19 protein-coding genes and 1 tRNA gene are annotated in these 19,138 nt (G+C 50.9%); all 20 read right to left on the bottom strand.

The window, feature by feature from the left end:
* Positions 1–4 precede the first annotated feature (4 nt).
* Entirely contained in the window at positions 5–2,413 is a 2,409-nt protein-coding gene (gene cas3 / locus U6B65_12565; protein ID WRS27151.1) for a CRISPR-associated helicase Cas3', read from the bottom strand.
* 495 nt (positions 2,414–2,908) lie between these two features.
* Positions 2,909–3,355: a hypothetical protein gene (locus U6B65_12560; GenBank protein WRS27150.1), complete on the bottom strand. Its 447-nt coding sequence runs from the start codon at positions 3,353–3,355 to the stop codon at positions 2,909–2,911.
* A 458-nt stretch (positions 3,356–3,813) separates the two neighbouring features.
* Positions 3,814–4,689 (bottom strand): AraC family transcriptional regulator, encoded by an 876-nt coding sequence (locus U6B65_12555; protein ID WRS27149.1) that lies wholly within the window; start codon positions 4,687–4,689, stop codon positions 3,814–3,816.
* Between the two features lie 195 nt (positions 4,690–4,884).
* Positions 4,885–5,115, bottom strand: a complete 231-nt coding sequence (locus tag U6B65_12550; GenBank protein WRS27148.1) for a hypothetical protein — start codon at positions 5,113–5,115, stop codon at positions 4,885–4,887.
* Between the two features lie 84 nt (positions 5,116–5,199).
* Complete coding sequence (locus U6B65_12545) at positions 5,200–5,805, bottom strand: methyltransferase domain-containing protein (protein WRS27147.1); 606 nt, start codon at positions 5,803–5,805, stop codon at positions 5,200–5,202.
* 53 nt (positions 5,806–5,858) lie between these two features.
* On the bottom strand, positions 5,859–6,209 hold the full coding sequence (locus tag U6B65_12540; GenBank protein ID WRS27146.1) for a DUF2200 domain-containing protein: 351 nt from the start codon (positions 6,207–6,209) through the stop codon (positions 5,859–5,861).
* Between the two features lies 1 nt (position 6,210).
* Positions 6,211–6,705 carry an adenylate kinase gene (locus U6B65_12535; protein ID WRS27145.1) on the bottom strand — a complete coding sequence of 165 codons (495 nt, stop codon included), beginning with the start codon at positions 6,703–6,705 and terminating at the stop codon, positions 6,211–6,213.
* A 271-nt stretch (positions 6,706–6,976) separates the two neighbouring features.
* Positions 6,977–7,053, bottom strand: a tRNA-Pro gene (locus tag U6B65_12530).
* 146 nt (positions 7,054–7,199) lie between these two features.
* On the bottom strand, positions 7,200–7,652 hold the full coding sequence (locus tag U6B65_12525; protein ID WRS27144.1) for a GNAT family N-acetyltransferase: 453 nt from the start codon (positions 7,650–7,652) through the stop codon (positions 7,200–7,202).
* Between the two features lie 290 nt (positions 7,653–7,942).
* The gene (locus tag U6B65_12520; GenBank protein WRS27143.1) at positions 7,943–8,197 is read right to left on the bottom strand and encodes a pro-sigmaK processing inhibitor BofA family protein; all 255 of its coding nucleotides are present in this window, start codon (positions 8,195–8,197) and stop codon (positions 7,943–7,945) included.
* A gap of 284 nt (positions 8,198–8,481) precedes the next feature.
* Positions 8,482–9,477 carry an aldo/keto reductase gene (locus tag U6B65_12515; GenBank protein ID WRS27142.1) on the bottom strand — a complete coding sequence of 332 codons (996 nt, stop codon included), beginning with the start codon at positions 9,475–9,477 and terminating at the stop codon, positions 8,482–8,484.
* Positions 9,478–9,668: 191 nt separating this feature from the next.
* Positions 9,669–10,550 (bottom strand): HAD family hydrolase, encoded by an 882-nt coding sequence (locus U6B65_12510; GenBank protein ID WRS27141.1) that lies wholly within the window; start codon positions 10,548–10,550, stop codon positions 9,669–9,671.
* A 587-nt stretch (positions 10,551–11,137) separates the two neighbouring features.
* Positions 11,138–11,761 (bottom strand): stage II sporulation protein R, encoded by a 624-nt coding sequence (gene spoIIR / locus U6B65_12505; GenBank protein ID WRS27140.1) that lies wholly within the window; start codon positions 11,759–11,761, stop codon positions 11,138–11,140.
* A gap of 436 nt (positions 11,762–12,197) precedes the next feature.
* Positions 12,198–13,076, bottom strand: a complete 879-nt coding sequence (gene ispE, locus U6B65_12500) for a 4-(cytidine 5'-diphospho)-2-C-methyl-D-erythritol kinase (protein WRS27139.1) — start codon at positions 13,074–13,076, stop codon at positions 12,198–12,200.
* Positions 13,077–13,084: 8 nt separating this feature from the next.
* Complete coding sequence (locus tag U6B65_12495; GenBank protein WRS27138.1) at positions 13,085–14,230, bottom strand: DUF362 domain-containing protein; 1,146 nt, start codon at positions 14,228–14,230, stop codon at positions 13,085–13,087.
* A gap of 42 nt (positions 14,231–14,272) precedes the next feature.
* The gene (locus U6B65_12490) at positions 14,273–15,430 is read right to left on the bottom strand and encodes an aminotransferase class I/II-fold pyridoxal phosphate-dependent enzyme (protein ID WRS27137.1); all 1,158 of its coding nucleotides are present in this window, start codon (positions 15,428–15,430) and stop codon (positions 14,273–14,275) included.
* Entirely contained in the window at positions 15,430–15,906 is a 477-nt protein-coding gene (locus tag U6B65_12485) for an Lrp/AsnC family transcriptional regulator (GenBank protein ID WRS27136.1), read from the bottom strand. Before U6B65_12485 ends, U6B65_12490 begins: the two co-directional genes overlap by 1 nt.
* A gap of 34 nt (positions 15,907–15,940) precedes the next feature.
* Positions 15,941–16,855 (bottom strand): bifunctional riboflavin kinase/FAD synthetase, encoded by a 915-nt coding sequence (locus U6B65_12480; protein ID WRS27135.1) that lies wholly within the window; start codon positions 16,853–16,855, stop codon positions 15,941–15,943.
* The gene (truB, locus tag U6B65_12475; protein WRS27134.1) at positions 16,852–18,732 is read right to left on the bottom strand and encodes a tRNA pseudouridine(55) synthase TruB; all 1,881 of its coding nucleotides are present in this window, start codon (positions 18,730–18,732) and stop codon (positions 16,852–16,854) included. Before truB ends, U6B65_12480 begins: the two co-directional genes overlap by 4 nt.
* Before the next feature lie 42 nt (positions 18,733–18,774).
* On the bottom strand, positions 18,775–19,113 hold the full coding sequence (gene rbfA, locus U6B65_12470) for a 30S ribosome-binding factor RbfA (GenBank protein WRS27133.1): 339 nt from the start codon (positions 19,111–19,113) through the stop codon (positions 18,775–18,777).
* Positions 19,114–19,138: the final 25 nt, after the last annotated feature.

Genomic DNA, 19,138 nt, shown 5'->3' with positions numbered 1-19,138 from the left:
CCTCTCAATAAATGAATTTTTCCATAATCAAGCCGGTCTCGGCGTGGTAGTACTGCTTATTTAAAGCAAGAAAACGATTTTGCTTATCCGATAAAAGCATTCCATATTCCATCAGCTTCATATACTGGTGCTTAAAAATATGGATGGTATACGGCTTGGCTCTTTCAATGCATTCCTTTAAAAAACCATAGTCATGAGCGGCCTTTTGTGAAAACAGGTCGGCTATAACCTGATCTGCCTGCTCATTGTAGGGCACGATGATATCGGTGGTGTTTTCATCAAAAACCTCAAAAAGCTCCCCCGCTGTTTTAAAGGCCTGATTGAAAAAGTACCTTCCTTTAAATTCAGGCCGCTTAATATGATTGGGATTATCAGCCAGCAGGTCAAACAGCTGCTCCCGCTGGTCATGAGAGAGTATTCGGGGAAAGCCAAATTGGCCTTTGATAGCCGAATGCCCAAAGAGCAAATTGTAATATTGTGCAATGCTCTTTTCACTGAGCAGGTCAGCATCCAGTGACTGGGGATTGTCTGCAAACTGATGCAAAAGCTGCTCTGTGCACTGCTGGGCCGCCGCTATCTCCGGGAGCATCCCCAGCTTTTCGGCATCCTGCCTGAGCTTAACAATATAGACAGAGCGTATACCGCCAAAATCAAAGCTGCGGTTGCATCGCCCGGCGGCCTGTGCAATGTTATCGAGCCCTGCCTCAACACGGATCACGCTTTCAAACGAAAAATCCACACCGGCCTCCACCAGCTGAGTAGAGACGCAAATCGCCTTTTCCCTGCCATCCAGAGCAGTGTGGATATGAGCCAGTGTATCCGCCCGATGGGCCGGGCACATGGAGACCGAAAGATGAAAGAGCTTGCTGGCGCTGCGACTGTCCAGTTCATCATACAGCTTTCGGGCACTTTCCTTGGTATTGCACACAATCAGTAAGGAGGAACCCTCTTGGAGCAGGCTTTGGGAAAAATCCGCCAGCTCTTCCAGCGACATGCCATAGGGGGAGGTATAGTCCACAATGCGGGTGCGCTTGAGAGTATCAAAAATAGCCGGGTCATAGGGCACAATATCCACCGGCTGGGAATAGCGAAGGGGCCTTGCTGTTTCATCAAAGCAAGGCTGGGTAGCAGAGGATAAAACCACGGTAGCCCCACAGGCTCCGGCTAAAAAATTCAGTGCCATATTAAACATGTTGGTCACTCTTTTGGGCAGCGACTGAATTTCATCGATCACGATAACAGCATCGGTCAGGGCGCTCATGCGGCGCACAGCGGTGGTTTTGCCTGAAAAAAGAGTATTCAAAAGTTGAACCAACGTTGTAATCACAATGGGAGACTCCCATGTTTCGGTGAGCAGCTCATAGTGATCCAGCTCTTCAGGGGTTTCAAAGGTTTTGACAACATTTGAGTGATGCTCGGTGAGAATACTCTGATCCTGTAAAAAGCTGCGGATAACCCCGCTGTTTTGCTCCAAAATGCTTAAAAGCGGAATCACAAAAATGACCCGCTTTTTCTCGTATGTTTTGGCATGATGCAGTGCATACCGCAGCGCTGAAAGGGTTTTGCCCGCACCGGTGGGCAGCGTGAGTCGGTAAATGCCGCCCCCATGCTGGCAGGCAAAATCCCGGCAAAGCTCGGAAAAGCAGCGACGTACCCGGTTAATAGGTGCTGTCGCATCAAAAGCCGAAAGCTTCTGTTCCAGAAACTGAATTTGCTCCTCCCACAGGTTCGGCGAGCCGGCACGAAAGCTGTGTTTGGTGCCGCTCATGAATTCTGCCGTATCCCTGCGGTCTCCATCAATAACAGCGGAAAGCACCATACGGGCGGCAAGACCCATCAAAAAGTGAATCTGTGTCGCACCTTTTCCAAACTGTATTTTCAAGCTTTGGAACAAGCTTGTAATTTCATTTTGTGCCAGCAAAAAAAGCCGGTCAATTTCTTCGCTTGAGACGCACTGCACCAGAAAGCGTTCCACGGCCTGCGGGTATTCTATTTCGGCGGCATCCTTATACAGGCGTTTTTCAAAGCCGCTGGTGTTTTCCAACGAGACACAATCAAACTGCCCATGGTGTGATCCCATGGCGTATACAAGAAGCTCACAGGCCATGGTGTCCATGCCCTGCGGCCGGCCGCTGTGGTATTTTTTCAGCAAATAGATGCATCCGCAAAAGGTGTGGTTTACACTGCCCCGCTTCACATCTTCATGATTAGCAGCTCGCCGCAGATAGTCTTGGTATTGGTCTGTGCACTTTCCCATATCGTGCAGAAGCCCGGCAAGATACGCTGTATGTCGAAGATTCATGCCTTTCAGCTTCTGGGCGGCATAAGCGGCAACATTCAAAGAATGGCTTGCAACAGACTGCTCCACTCTTTGTCCATTTATCTCAGTGATGTGAGCCAAATCTTGCATCATACAATCACGCCTTTTCTGTAAATTTCAAGAAGGATACAGAAAAACAATACGCGGGAATTTTATATCAGCTCCTGTTTGTCATGAAGCCAATCAAGAAATAAATACACACAACGACAGCTCAAAGAGGCTACTAGCTTAAATTATACCAAACATTTCCACTTAATCAACGCCTATTCTGCTATAATTCGACATTTTTTATAGGGATTTGTTAACAAAGAACGTTTATCTTTACTCATAAAATGGATACCAACCCGCTTTTAGTATCATTTGAAGATCATCCAGAGTTGCCAATCTTATATGCATAATACCTTCTCCTTGCTCTTTGGCGCTTGCCCACTCTGCCTTGTGTGCTCATCGCTTTCTTTCGAATTTCGTGATTTTATTAGGGATGAATTCTGTATGCTAATAGATGTGGCTCGGGTTTTTTGGGCTTGCGGCAAAGCACCGCACTGTATGTTCCTGATTGGGATGCAACTCCCAAAGATATATTATCCCCTAATCAATGATTCTCCATTTTAGCCGATTGGAAATCATGTAGGTATCGGCTGGTTCCGTGAGAGCGTTACTCTCTGACACTGTCTTCGGTTCAAACCCATCCGTGTCAGACCAAACAATAAGCCGTTCTGGTTTACCAGGTAACAATTTCTCGTGAAATGCCAAATAAGCAGATGAAATATTGTTCAGATAGTTATCCTGCCAGCCAACGAGATGCAGCCGCCTAAGCCCTGAAAAGCACAGCTCTATTGTAATCGGGTCCCATTGACATTGGAAAGCAACGATTAAATTTCGATCGTCAGCGCCGCTGAAATGCATAGCCTTATCCGATGTGACATAGCTGCCGCTGTCGTAACGCAGGTTCGTGATACAGGAGTCGTGAAAATTCCCATACGCACCCAGCAATTCGTCAATATCTTTCTGCGTGTTGACTTCTTTCCAGTCCATATTATCCTCCTTAAATAGCAATTTTCCGCAGGTGTAAGGTCATCCCGTTCAAGAAAGTCGGATGAGAACCATAAGACCTACCCGAATGCGGCATCCGGGTAGGTCTTATCAACGCAACTTATTTAAATTTTTAGTGTGTGTACTTTCCCAAGCGTCGGTAAGACTAAGCCTTCTCCTATTCTCCCGATTCAAGGTACAAGGCTTGACCATCAAAAAGAATGTTTAGCAGATGGTTGTATAGATGATTGAAAGCATTAATGCTATCAACAAACGGGCGCTCAAACCCGCTTCGCTTATCCAAGAGTCTTCCCCTACTCCTTGGTAATGGTAGTCTCATAAGTAGAATTTGCACTGATTCTTTTCCTTATTCTACCACGAAGGTTTGGTTTTTACAATGTATGATTGAACATGCAGCAGCCGGGCAGCTTTACTCTGCCCGGCTGCTGTGTAAGATTTCTTTACTTCTTCTCGTTCACCGCAACCCAAATTTCGCAAGTATAATTGGGGTCGCCCACTTCTGCGGAGGGGTAAACTTCCAGCTCCACGCCGTTGCCGTATTCGTAATTGCTCTGGGGAAAGAACTCGGTGACAATGCGCTGGTAGGTGGTCTTGAATGCCTCGGGCATCTTGCCCCTGCACTGAAAAATTGCGTAGGTGTGTGCAGGGATATCCACAATTTCCAGCCCCTCATTGCCCAAAGGCGCGCCATTGTATTCCGCGCCGATGCCGTAGGGAAAGCCGGAATCAGCCAGTTCCTTTGAGAAGCAGATGCCCAGCACGCCGTTCAGCTTGTCAAAGCGGCCGTATTTGCAAATGTCCTCGATAATACCGGCCTTGGTGCATTCGTTCCAGAATGCCGAAATGTCCTCTGTGGCGGTGTCTCCTTGGGGCTTGGTGACCTGCTTTTTCTTGCAGATGATTTTGAACGCATCTTTCTTTTCAATCCTGTAATCCATAGTACTGCCTCCCGATAGAATCAATTTTACGGAGAGTCTGGAGAAGGATTTGATGGTGCCTCCCCGGCGCGCCTCGGTCGGGGTAATGCCATGAAACCGCTGGAATGCACGGGAGAAGCTTTCGGGGGTATCGTAACCGTACCCCAGCGCGATGTCGATGATTTTGTCGCCGGTGCGGATCAAGTCTTCAGCCGCCAGCGTCAAGCGGCGCATACGGATATAGTCGCCAAGGGAAAACCCGCAGAGCATGCTGAACGCCCGCTGGAAATGAAAAGCTGACGAATAAGCCTGCTTTGCCACCGCCTCATAGTCCATTTTCTCGGTCAAATGCGCTTCGGTGTAATCCAGTGCTCGCTGTATCCCCGTAATCCAATCCATCTTCAAACCTCCTTCCGTATGTGATCATTCTATCAGTCCAGTGACCAGCGTTCTTGACTTTCCGTGCGGTGGGATGACAGGGTATGCCTCCTATATGGGCTTTAAGTTTTTCTTGAGCCGATCCACCGTCCGCGCCAGACGTTTTTCCCGTCCCGCTACTGTTTTGGCATCCAGATAGGCCCGTGTATAGGTCTCCTAAGCCGACGGCGGCATGGCTTGGAAGTTGGTGTAGGCTGGCTCATATGCCCGCAGCAGCTCGGCTGCGGCGTTGATCTGCTCATCTGTCACAGCCGGTGTCTTGGCGGCATTCCACCGGCCGTTTCGTTTGGCTTCGGCCATTTTTTCTCTGCCATGCTCGGTCACGATGGTTTTAGGGCCGCTTGCTTTGCCAAAGAGCAGCCACACACGCTGCAGCTGGTGACACAATTTCCCACCAGCCTCGCCCGGAACTCCACCCGGTTAGAGAACTCCGGCAGTTCGTTCATGCGCAGCCCTCCAGTACAAGTTGCATTATTTTTTTGCCGAGAAGAACAGAACGGTGCCTTTTGTATATACGCTTATATCACGAAACCCCGCCGCTTCAAACATCCCATGCAGTTCCTGTCTGCTGTAAACCTTGACATCGCCGGACTTGGAAAACGGAAACACCACCGTGTTGGCGAGCCACCGTATCACAGGAGTAAAAAACGGTTCAGCCAGATAAACCATTCCGTTCTTCTTCAACACCTTCATGCATTCACCCGCAAAGGTATGGGGGTCCTCAAAATGATGGAATGCACAGGATACTGTGATGACATCCATGCTTTCGTTTTCAAAGGGAAGGGGGACACAGGCGCTCACCGCAAAGGTACAGTTGGGGTAGCGCTCTCTGGCTGCGGCAATCATATTTTCCGACAAATCCACACCAAACGCATGGATGCTTGCCTTCTTGGAAAGCGCCCCCAAGAGCGTGCCGTTGCCGCAGGCCACATCCAAAACGCTGTCTCCGTTACGGAGGCTGACCTGCTTGACTAGCTCCGCCTTATGGGGCTGGGTGTAATAGCCTTCAGGCGAGGTATCGTACCCCGCCGCCATCTGGTCGTATGTCCTTTTAGAACGCTCGGTTCGTTTCCCCATACTCACGGCTCCTGACAATCAAATTTTTGTGCGGAAACAGATACACAAACCGCCTACCCGCGTAAAATTTTCTCCATCGCTTTTCCTTTGGCCAGTTCGTCAATCAGCTTGTCTAGATAGCGAATCTCCCGCATTAGAGGTTCTCCGATTTCTTCAACCCTGATCCCACAGACCGCACCCGTTACGAGCTTTCGATTAGGGTTTAGCTCGGGGGCATTTTGGAAAAAGGCGGTGTAGTCAATATCGCTTTCCCGAATGGCTTCCAATGCCGTTTGGTTATACCCCGTCAGCCAGCGGATGACCTCGTCTACCTCGCTCTGGGTTCGCCCTTTTCGCACAGCCTTATTGACGAGAAGCGGGTAAACCTTGGAAAAGCGCATCTCATATACTTTATCGTTATCCATTTCAGCAATTCTCCATCTTTAGGTAATCATCAGCTTCTTTTCTCGACTTGAAGATCATAATATCTTTACTTTTCTCATATTTCTTTAAGTTATCATAAATCTGCGGCAATTGATCTTTAGAAAAATCGAGAATCCACTGTTTGAATTCTTCATCAAATGTCGTCTCAACCCATGGTAGATCCTCCCCCCGTTTTCCAATGCGGGATGCCGCGCCAGAGATGCATACTTCCAGTGGGTAGTCCATAAAAAAGACAGTGTCGCACGCTTGCAAACGAGGTTCCAACGTCCGCAAGTAATTTCCGTCGATAATCCATGCGTCTTTTTTAAAAATTTCGTTCAGCCCCGCATCAAACTTCTCTTGAGAGATATTGGTTTGATCAGACTTGTGCCACAGCATATCGAGATAATATAACGGAAACCCTGTCTCATCTCTCAGTTTGCGTGCAAACATGCTTTTGCCTGCACCGGGGCTTCCAATGACGATTATTTTTCGCATAGCTCCCCCCACTGCTTCAAAGTCGTGGACTGGCCTTTTCACTACCATAGGTACAAAAATTAAGTCCAGTATAGCATTTCTGCAATAATACTACAATTCTTGACCCCGTTAGGGATGGGTTAGGGATTTGCACTTACGGCGGCAGGAAAAATCCCGCCACCGTAAAATATTTCCTACCCCAAACTGGGCAGATCAATTTAGGATAGCATTCTAAAAGCCAAATATAAAACGCAAAAAAACCGCCTAAATAGGCGGTTTTTCAAAGGGAAAATGGTCGAGGCGACAGGACTTGAACCTGCGGCATCCTGGTCCCAAACCAGGCACTCTACCAAACTGAGCTACGCCTCGGCAGTGCAAGAAATAGTATACCGCATCCGGACGTTTCCGTCAAGCTAATTATTGGCTTCTCCATCTCTTACCTGTAGTTTTTTCATTATGCCACCATATCCATAATGGCCTGCATGCTCTACCCGCATGCAATCAGCAAATTCGGGTTATTTTCCGCTTCGTGGAGCCAACGCAATTTTCTTGCGCATATTGATATGGGGGCAATGCTCTTCCAGAAAAGTTTCGCTCTCGGCTACATAGCCCAATTTCTCATAGAACCCCTGTGCCTGCACCTGTGCCGCTAAAAGAATGCTTTGAGCGCCGTTTTGCCGGCACTGCTCCTCCAGCTGGAGCATCAGAAATCGCCCGGTTCCGCCCCGGCGATAAGTGGGAAGCACAGCAACCCGGCCGATGATCCACTCACCCGGCTCTTTACCGGGAAAGGTGCGCCCGCAGGCCACCGGTCTGGTTCCCTCATACAAAACAGTATGGTGAGCGGTGGAATCTATATCATCGAATTCACTTTCCTTGGAAAACCCCTGTTCGTCTACAAAAACAGCAAGCCGCACCTTCAGTGCGTCTTCCGGGGCTTCTCCCGGTGCAAAATATCGAAATTCCACTAATGTTGCTCCCTTCTTACTTGTGTAACCATTCTGACAAGCAGCCCATAAAAATCGGCCCTATCCGTTTCCCTTTGCAGAGATAAAAGCTTGCAAAAAAGATCAAAATTCAGAAGCCTGTCCCAAAGTAAATCAAAACCTGCTTTGATAAGCAGGCAGGCCATATTGTCCATATAAGGTGATAGCAAAACCATAGAGTCTAAAAATCTTTCAAGACTTTTAAGTTAATCGGTTATAATAGGCAATTATATCATACTTCCGGGCAATTTACATCCTTCATTGCAAGAGAATTAAATTAAATTTAGCACAAAAAGAATCAAAAGTCCCGGAATCCCCAGCAAACCGGAGGTGAATATGGTCAAAGGGGTTACCGCCAGAGCCAACGGAACAAAACGCCCCAGTAGCCACAAGGCTCCCAAAGCCAAAAAACCCGTAACCGCCGTGAAAAGCATACAGCGGAAAAATCTTCCGATTTTTATGTAATAACCAAAAAGAGCAGCACCTGCAATCAGCAAAAAGCCATACACCCAAGGAGAAATATTCATGTTCTTACCTCCAACCTTCCCAATATACACCTATCCTCATATCTGCCATTTTGATAACAGATGATAACACAGTATATTGAAAAGTGAAAGTCATTATTCCCGGTTTGTCCCTAACCCGGCAATAAACACAAATAAAACTTGCCCACAAAGCCTTTATCTATCTCGGCAGGCAGAAAACAGTCTCTCAAATAAAACAGCGGCCTCGCCGCCCAAATGGCTCCGGGCAGTGAGGCCCCCTGCTTTATCAAAAGGAGCAGCCTCCAAAATACCGGCTTAGGCGGCTCTTACTTTACAACACCCGCCACAACCTGATCGGCATCCCGGCGCATCCGCTCGAAATCAGCGGCTTCCAGCTTCACCTTGGCCGCACCCAGAATATCCACAATCTGATCTTCTTTGCGGGCGCCACAGAGAATGTTAAGGGCAGGAGAATACTCCACCGACCACGCCACAACCAGATGAGTCAGAGTGCAGCTGTATTTTTCGCACAAATCCTTCCAGCCATCCAGCATATGAATAGCCGCACAGCGGTTTTCCGGCTGCCACCAAAGCTGACGGTTTTTAGTGGAACCCTCAGGTGCCTGATAGTCCACTGTGACCTTACCGGTCAGCAGGCCCTGCTCAATGGGCGAATAAGCCATAACGGTGATATCGTTTTTCTCACAATAAGGCAGCAGCTCCGCATCAATTTTACGATCCAGCATGCTGAACTTTTCTTGAATGATATCAAACTGGCCATATTTCTGGTATTCCTTGATATCCTCCAACGAAACATTGGAGCCGCCAATGGCACGAATTTTGCCCTCTTTTTTCAGCTCCATCAAAGCGGTCATGGTTTCAGAGATGGGTGTTTTAAGGGGCTCAATGGCCTGCCAGTGGGTGAAGTAAATATCAATATAATCGGTGCCAAGGCGGCGCAGGCTGCCTTCAACATCTTCCCGAATGCTTTTGGCTGTGAGATTGCGGTAGATGGTATAGCCATCCCGGGAGAAAAACTCCACACCGCCATTTTCGTTCCAGTTCAGGCCACATTTTGTGGAAATAAGAACCTGATCCCGGCGCCCTTTGAGGGCCTTGCCAACCACGGTCTCGCTGTGGCCTTTGCCGTATACGGGTGCAGTATCCACAACATTTATACCGCCATCCAAAGCCGCATGAATGGTGCGGATGGATTCATCATCGCTGTTGTCTCCCCAGGCGCTGCCGCCGCCGATAGCCCAGCTTCCCAAAGAAATGGTTGTTGCCATAATGCCTGATTTTCCGATTTCGCGCTTGTTCATTGCTCTACTCCTTTGCCTCAATGCGTGTGAAAAAAGCGTGTTTATCCCTTTCAGGATAAAATATATACCCATACACGGTCAAAACAGCAGGGTGTTCCCATTTCAAACCCATGAGAAGCCTTGCCGCTCAGAACCCTGTATGCTGTATGCAAAACAGTTGCTGCGGAACCGGGTAACGTCCCAGCCCCCAATTACAGTGCCTTATTGGAATCCGGCCGGCCGCTCAGCGCACCGGTTTCCTGCTCAATAAAGCGTGCCACACAATCCTCCCCGCAGGGGCCAAGCACTTGCGTGGCCTTCCTCTTGGCGATTCGGATGCCGTTTTCCGGCACATAGGAGCGATCTGCCCATTCCAGCATTTCCAGATCGTTTTGGTTATCACCGAAAGCAACCACTTCTTTGGCTGCACACCATTTTTTGATAAAGTCAGCCCCCGCCGCTTTGGAGATGGCAGGGTTGAAAATCTCTAAAAAATAGCGGCCATCATAAATATCTTCACAAAAGGTGTGCCCCAGCTCAGGCATCTTTCTGATCTCGTCGTAAATAACATGCATGGCCTCTAAATCGCCATACAGGGTAAAATAGATAATCCGCTGGTCTCGGGCCGCCTCTCTAAAATCCTCCTGCGGAATAAAGACTCGTCCGCCCCATTCGGTGCGTTCTTTATAAAATCCCGGATTCCGCTGATCCCGCTCACTGGTGGAGTTATAATAAACTTTCACGGTATTGCCATCCAGTGCGTACATAAAGCCGCCCATATTCAGCTTCTGCAGCAGATCAATGACCAAATCCACCTGCTCCTGAGGCAAGTGGTTTACTTGCAGATACTGCTCCTTCTGCAAGTCATAAATCAGAACCCCATTCATCAGCACAACCGGCAGCTGCAAATTCAGCTCACCAACCACATCCCAGGCTGAATGAAGAGTGCGGGCCGTGGCCACTGAAAAAAGCACGCCCTGTTCCACCAGTTGATTGATGGTATCCCGGCTGTAAGCCGAAAGAACGCCATCCTCCCCAAGAAGGGTACCATCCAAATCCGTTATGTAAAGTGTTTCTTTAAACTTCTCCTCCACACAAGCACCTCCGCCTCATCAGGCATGTTTGGGCAAAAGAAAGCCGCCTTTTGCGCTGCTTAAAACACAAAGGCAGACACATAAATAATGTCCACTGAACAAATACGCTTTGCGAAGCGCATTTGCAAACAGAGCAATTTCCGCTCTGTTTGACAGCAAAACAGGCCTGTTTTCCGTTACAGAACCATTGATTGGCTACCTGAAAGGATTTGCAGACACACGCTGCAAATCCTTTGTGCAAGTTTTTTGGCGTATTCGGCAAGGAAACTTGCACCCAAACAATTCAAAAATGCCGTCAAAGAACTGCTATTGTTACGTTTTTGAACTGTTCAGGAGGCATTAAATAATAAAATCCATAGAGCAAATAGGCTTTCTATATACTCATACAGTCGCTATAGACCACCTATGGCGGTTAACGGCATATTGCCGCTGTTTAAAACCACGTTATGGGTTTAAACCTATACAGCTATAATAAAGGGGATGGTCATACTATTTAACTATAGTATACATCAAAGGACAGCTTCCCGCAAGTGGCCTGCTTGGGAAGCTGTCCTCACAATTTATGACCGAGAAATAGCAAAGGGGCACTATTCGGGTAAAATCACGGGCTGCTCACTGCGGCCACTGAAATGATCGGCTACCGTTTCCACCAGCTCCACCACCGCCAGCTTGGCTTTATACTGAGGTCTTGTGCCGATAAGGCGGATTTGCTCGGTGGGGGTCATCTCGCTTTTGGGGGAGGCGGCCGGAATGCACAGTGGCGGAAACATCACACACCACCAGTTTTTACCGGCTCCCTCGCCAATGAGAATGCGCACGGCATCGTAATAACCGGCAGGCATGGTGAAATTCTCATACTGGCGGGTCTCAAAAAACATATTGGTCAGGCTCACGGAAACCGGGTAATCGTAGCCTTGACGCTGGATTTCTTCCCGGGCAATGGCTTCGATCTCATCCATATGCTCCAGCACTTCCCGCTCGGTATCGGTCTTATCTGAAGAAGCGGAAAACAGCTGGGCGGTTCCCAACAGCACCGCATCCCGCACGGCAAGCTTGAGTTCCTGATCAGCCTGACTATCCGAGTTGGCTAAAATGTGCAGGCGAACCACATTCTCCCGCACGGCATCGCATTCCTGCGCAAAGGTGGTAAAGGAAGATAGGGCGATAGCCAAAACAGCCCCGATCAATACGGCCAAATCCAAGCGTTTCATATGTAAATCTGTCCTCTCTTGTTGGTAAGATTCTTCGTAACAAGAGTCTTGACAGATATTTCCAGATTATACCAATTAAAAATAAAGTGTTTGTTCTTTTGCCTCCTCCAGCCTCCGGCGGGAAGAATAAAGAGGTTTTTCTTTACCTACTTTCAGGCGCTTGCATTTTCTGCGGAAAATGCGAAAGTGCCCTTCGCAAAGCTGCGGGCACGAAGCGCCTCATGGGGGAACTAGTTCCCCCATGGTCCTCCTCCAGCCTCCGGCGGGGAAAATAAAGAGGTTTTTCTTTGCCTACTTTCAGGCGCTTGCATTTTCTGCGGAAAATGCGAAAGTGCCCTTCGCAAAGCTGCGGGCACGAAGCGCCTCATGGGGGAACTAGTTCCCCCATGGTCCTCCTCCAGCCTCCGGCGGGGAAAATAAAGAGGTTTTTCTTTGCCTACTTTCTTTTTTTCAAAAAGAAAGTAGGCTTTGCCAGATACACAAAGGGTGCTTGACCCTGCAAGCTTTCTTCACAGGCTCGAGCTGTTTTCTCACAGTCAAACAGCCCCACAACAGCCGTGCCGCTTCCGGTAACCACCGCACCCAGTGCACCACCGGCCATCATAGATTGGCAGAGACGCCCCACGGCAAGCGGCTGCACGGCAGAAAAAGAATTGCCCATCGCTTTCCCCAGCTTGGTTAAATCGCCTGTATGTATAGCCTGAACAGCGCCAGCCGTATCCGGGTGCCAGTTATCCTGTAAGGCATCCCACGCCTGAAAGGCAAAACGGGTGGGCATTCCCTCGGGTGGTTTGGCAATCAAAAGAAACCCCTGCTCCAAAGGAGGCAGAGGCTTTATCTTCTCACCAATACCGCCAACCAGCGCCGTGCCACCCGCCAGACAAAAGGGGACATCCGCCCCCACCGTCAGACCGGCCTGTGCCAGTTGATGGGGAGTAAGAGGTTTTCCGGCCATGCGGTTCAGGCCCCTGAGCACAGCGGCTCCATCGGCGCTGCCGCCGCCCAGCCCCGCCTGATCGGGAATACGCTTTTCCAAGTGGATGTGCAGCCCCGCCGCAGGCAGTCCCGCCGCCTTCCAGAAGGCTCTGGCCGCCTTAACAGCGATGTTATCCTCCCCAGTGGGCATAGAGGGCCAGTTGGAGCTTAGGGTAACCCCCGGCTGCTCCCGAAGGGTAAGGGTGACTGTATCGGCCAGATCAATGGTCTGCATCACCATTTCCAGCAAATGATAGCCCCGGTGATCCAGCCCGAGGATATCCAAGGTGAAATTCACCTTGCAAAAAGCCGAAAGAGTGATGGTGGTGAGCTTTTCCATAGAAGCCCTCACCATTTCATCAGCTTGGACTGGCTGATGTGAATGGTTTTAACCGGGCACATCTCATGGCAGCAGAAACAACGAATACAGCCCTTATAGTTGATATAAGCCTTACGCTCCCGCAGAGTAATCACCTTGGCGGGGCAGCTCTCGGCACATTTGCCACAGCCGATGCACCCGGTACGGTGAATTACCGGCCTGGGTGCCAGAAAACGTTCCCGGATAAATGCCATCGGGCGGCGCAGGAAGGCAGGCATATTGTCGCTGAAATCGGTGGAACGGGAGGCAGGCTTTTTGAAATCGGTGATAACGCTGAAAGCTTCCGGCTCGCCCACCAGACAGGCTGGGTCAAAAGCAGGCGGAATCAGCCCCCGCTCAATACCCAGTGCCACGGTGAAAACCTCATCAGGGCGCATATCCATCATGTGGCAAAGCCCCAAATCCAGTGCATGGGGGCTGGTGCTTGCCAAAGTCAGCCCTACGGTGCGGGGAGTCCCCGAGGAAGGGCCATCCCCCTCCATAGCAACCACCGCATCCAGTATGGTAACCCCGGGGGCCACCAGCTGGGATAAATCCACCAGCATGCCGGAAAAGGTTTTCTTATCGGTAAAGCGGAAGTGCAGCTCCGGCTTTTGCAGGCCGGGGATGCACCCAAACAAATTCTTAACCCCGCCGGAAAGCTGGGTCATGGCATGGGTTTTCAGCTTGGGCAGGTTAATAACCAAATCCGCCCCTGCAACCGGTTCAATGATGTTGAAGCCGTGGCAAACCTTGCCCCCGGGAAAGGAGAGTTCCTTCCACCCGGTGGTCTGATTCAGTGCCACGCCTTCTTCCTCAGCCAGAGCCGCCATGCCGGTGGCTCCATAAATGCCGCTGAGTGCCCCTGTAGTATAAGGGCCGCCGGGGCTGTCCGCAATGGTGATATGGGTAATCCCCTCTGCCTTGAGGCGGCGGATCACCGCCCTCACAAGGGCAGGGTGGGTGGTGGTGGCCTCCTCCGGGCGGCGGCGCATCAGCAGATTCACCTTGAGTGTCACCTTCATTTCCGGGCGCAGCAAGGCCGGCAGGTTAAGGGCCTCAAAGTGGCCCCCTACTGCCCGCTCCAATGCTTCGTCGGTGTAATCCGGCGTTTTGTATACTGAGATAGCCTCCAAGAGAAGTCTCCTTCCATATGCATCTAAAAACAGATCGGTATGTTATTCTGTGATGAAAGCCTCGATGCGCTTTAGCGCTTCCTTGAGGTGGTCGGTGGAATAGGAATAAGAAATACGCACAAAGCCCTCGCCGCACTGGCCAAAGGCATCGCCGGGCACCACAGCCACCCGCTTGCTGTAAAGGAGCTTTTCGCAGAACTCCTGGCTGGTCATGCCGGTGTTTTGGATGGAGGGGAACACATAAAAGGCCCCCTGTGGCTCAAAGCAGTGCAGGCCGATTTTGTTCAGCCCCTGCACCATAAATCGGCGGCGCATATTGTATTCCCGAGCCATGGCCTCGATTTCCTCATCGCAGTCCCGCAGGGCCACAATGGCCGCATACTGGCTTGTAGTGGGGGCGCACATGATGGCATACTGGTGAATCTTGGTCAGTGTCTGCATAACCGGAGTGGGGCCAACTGCATAGCCCAGCCGCCAACCGGTCATGGCATAGGCCTTAGAAAAGCCGTTGACTACTACAGTCCGCTCCCGCATGCCCGGCAGAGTGGAAATGGAAACATGCCGCCCGCTGTAGGTCAGCTCGGCGTATATTTCATCCGAAAGCACCATGATGTTGGTATCCCGAAGCACCTCGGCAATGGCCTCCAAATGCTCCTTTTCCATAACGCCGCCGGTGGGGTTATTGGGAAAAGGGAAAATCAGTAGCTTGCTCTTGGGGGTAATGGCCGCCCGCAAAGCTTCTGGAGTCAGGCGAAAGCTATCCTCTTCTTTGGTTACAATGGGAACAGCCACACCGCCCGAAAGCTCTGCAATGGGCGCATAGGCCACAAAGCAAGGCTCGGGAATCAGCACCTCATCGCCGGGGTTGACAAAAGCACGAATGCAGATGTCAATGGCTTCGGAACCACCCACCGTCACCAATACATCGGTGGGATCATATTCCATATCAAAGCGCCGCTGCAAATAACGGGTGATTTCCCCTTGCAGCTCCTTGAGGCCGCAATTGGCGGTATAGAAGGTGCGCCCGGCGTTGAGAGAATCCGTACCGGCTTTGCGAATAACCCAAGGGGTTTTAAAATCCGGCTCTCCCACTCCCAGTGAAATGACATTTTCCATTTCGCTGGCTACGCTGAAAAATTTGCGTATGCCCGAGGGTTTAAGTTCTCGGGCCTTATGAGAGAGAAGCTGGGAATAATCCATTACAGCATAACTCCTCTCTCATCCTTGGGTGTATCCAGCAGTATAATGTTTTTCTCCTTGTATTTGCGCAGCACAAAATGGGTGGCGGTGGACTGCACCCCATCCAGCGGAGCCAGACGGTAAGCCACAAAGGATGCAATTTCTTTAAAGCTTCTGCCGACAAGTGTCAGGGCCAGATCATAGCCGCCGCTCATCAAATAGAGAGACTGCACTTCTTTATACTGAGAAATGGTTTCGGCCAGCTCATCAAACCCTCTGTCTTTTTTGGGCGTTACCTGCACTTCGATGCGTGCAGTCACGATATCCCGCTCGGTTTTTTCCCAATCCACAACGGAAGTATAGCCTCTGAGAATACCGGCTTTTTCGTAATCATCCATTGCCTGTGCCACCTGCGCCTCTGTGCGGCCCAACATGGCGGCCAGTTCCTCAAGAGAAAGACGAGCATTTTTTTCCAACAGCTTCAGTAATTCGTACATCCTTTTTTACCCTCCATTCTGTTTATGCAGCAGCTCAGGGCCGCTGAAATATTTGGCAGGCCAGTTCGGTATCCTGCCGCATCTGCCGGGTCAGCTCCTCCAAGGAAGCAAAGCGCTGTTCCGGCCGAATAAAACCAACCAGTTCCACAAAAATATTTTGATCGTATAAATCGCCTTCAAAGCCTACCACATAGGTTTCAGCCAGTATTTGATCACTGCCCACCGTAGGCTTAACCCCCACATTGGTCACCGAGGGCAGAATACGCCCCTCCAAGTGGGTTCGGCTGGCATATACCCCAAAGCGGGGCAGGCAAAAACCAGCGGGAAAAGGCTGATTGATGGTGGGGAAGCCCAGCGTGCGCCCCAGCTGGCGGCCTCTGACCACCCTAAAATCGAGGCCAAAGGGGCGGCCCAGCATCGCCGCCGCCTGCTCCATCTCACCAGCGGCAACCGCACCACGAATCATAGTGGAGCTAACCAGCTGGCCGCCAATGCGCACCGGCTCCACCACAACAACCTTAATGCCCAGGGCCCCGCACAGGCGCACCAAATCCTGTGCACTGCCTCCGGCCTTTTTGCCGAAGTGATAGTTATAGCCGCAGCAAACCACCTTGGCGCCCAGAGTGCGGTGGAGTATTTCCTCCACAAACTCCTCAGGGGAGAAATTCTTCACTTGCTCAAAAGGGGGACATATCATATACTCAATGCCCATTCCGGCCATAAGCCGCCCCCGCATAGCGGGAGAAAGCAGATGCTCCCGCTCAATTTTTGAGGGAAGTCTTGCATCAATATCAAAGGTAAAAGCCACTGGGGTCAGGCCGCTTGCCTTTTGCGCAGCTGCCGCCAACAAAACCTGCTGGTGACCAATATGTACCCCATCAAAGAGGCCCAAGGCCACAGAGGTCGGCTGAGAGAACAAGGCCTCGGCCAAGGAATTTATTTGTTTCATATCAAATTCAAATCCAAAAGGAGCTTGGCTTTCAGGCTGCCGCCGGATACCCAGCCCAGACCCGCAAACTCCTCATCCTCCTGACTGTAAACGGTGACCATGCAGTCTATTTTCCCCTCCAGCTTCACATCGGTGGCAGCAAGAGAACCACCGTTGGCAAAAATACGAATCTGATTGGAGGAAAGCTCCACACGGGTCAGCCCGGCAAAGGCACTATCCACCGGGAGAAGGCGCAGATCAAGCACTTTTTCATCCGCCAGCTTCTGGGCTTCACGCAGAGGAATGCACTCCTCCAAGGCATAGCCCAAGGCACTGGTGCGCACCAGACTGGTCAGTGTTGCTCCACAGCCCAAGTCCTGCCCCAGATCATGAATCAGGGTGCGAATATAAGTGCCCTTGCTGCACAGAACCTCCAGCTGATACTGGCCCGCCTGCTCATCCAAAGCAGTTACCCGAGCTTCATAAACGGTCACCGGTCTTGGCTCACGAGCCACTTCTTTGCCTTGGCGGGCTAAGTCGTAAAGCCGCTGTCCATCTATTTTTACAGAAGAATACATGGGCGGAGTCTGCATAATATTGCCTTTGAATGCCTCCAAGGCTTGCTCCACCTGCACCAGAGTGGCCGAGAAAGGCTTTTCTTCCAGAACGGTGCCGGTAATATCCTGTGTATCGGTGGCGATTCCCAGCTGGAAGGTAGCGCGATAGCCCTTATCCTGATTTTGAATCAAATCCACCGCTTTGGTGGCACGGCCGACAAATACAGGCAGAACCCCCGTAGCCATAGGATCAAGAGTACCGGCATGGCCGGCCTTAGCCGAAAGCATGCCCCGCACCACCGCCACCACATCGGAGGAGGTGAACTCAGCGGGCTTATCAATAAGCAGAATGCCGCACAAGGGTTTTTCTTTAGGGGGCAGCAGCCCGCTGCGAATCAGCCCTTCCTCCACGGCGGCCAAAACCTTTTTCTTGGCCTTTTCCAGAGAAGGTGCACGCACCGAACAGCCTGCGGCCTGCAAATGGCCGCCGCCGCCCAAACGCTCGGCAATCCGGGAAGCATCCACATCCTCGGAGGTGCGCAGAGAAACCCGATAGGTGTCGGTGCCCCGTTGGCGGAAGGTCATGCCCACTTTAACCCCTTCGATCTTCCGGGGGAAAGAGGCAATACCATCCAGCTCCTCATCGGTGACATCGTAGGCTTCGTTGACTCCCTCGGGAATGACAACACTGGCTCCCATCTCGCCGAAGTGGTATTCCAAGGAGCTTTGCACCAGAATATCCACCTGGAGCCGCCCTTTGGATTTGGTTTCGAACATGAGCTTATTTATGAGGCCATGGCGTGCACCGGCCGCAACCAGCAGGCCCGCCACCTCATGGGTACGCGCTGTAACATTATCGTACCGGAAGCAGCCTGTATCGGTGCTGATCCCGGTGAAAAGTGCATCCGCAATGGTAGGGGTCATCTCCGCCCCAAGGCCCAGAACCACATCATACATAATCTGAGCGGTGGCAGGAGAGCCAATATCCACATAGGTATGCTTGGCAAAGCCATTGTTGGAACGGTGATGGTCAATGCAAAGGTCAACCGCCCCCTCATACCGGGTGCGCAGATTCAGACCCAACAGCATGGGATCGGCCACATCCACCGCCACCACAAATTTAGGCTCAAAAGGCTCGGGCTCATAGGCCCCAAAAATCACATTATACCGCGTGGGAAAAGTCTCGCATTCCACACGGGCCCGCTTGCCAAGGCTTTTAACAGCAAAATAGAGGCCAAAGGCAGAGCCTAGGGTATCTCCATCCGGCTTTTGATGTGCCAAAATCACGATATCGTCTTGCTCCCCAAGAAGAGCACAAACATCACTCAACTGAATGCTCATCCAACGATCACCTGCATTTCCACATGAAGTTTTACCGGCCGCTTAGAGAATATCGCCCAGCATTTTATTGATAGAAGCGCTGTATTCAATGCCATTATCGGCAATGAACTGGAATTCGGGGGAACGGCGCATCCGAATGCGCAGCCCGATTTCACGGCGCACATAACCGGCGGCGCTGTTTAGACCCTCCACCGCCTTTTTAGCGGCTTCCAACCCCTCCATGGAGCTGATCAGAACCTTGCAGTAGGAATAATCCCCGGATAAATCCACCTTGACAATGCTCAAAAGCCCGGTTACACGAGGATCCTTGATGCTGCGCATAATATCCGCAAGCTCCCGGCGAATATCCTCGGTGGTTCGCTGTGTTCTATGGGACGCCATAACGGCTCCCCCTTTCTATACTTGC

It is taken from the genome of Oscillospiraceae bacterium MB08-C2-2 (assembly GCA_035621215.1).
Lineage (GTDB): Bacteria > Bacillota > Clostridia > Oscillospirales > Ruminococcaceae > WRAV01.
The sequence above is the reverse complement of the archived record's forward strand: the minus strand, read 5'-3'. Positions and strand labels throughout refer to the sequence as shown.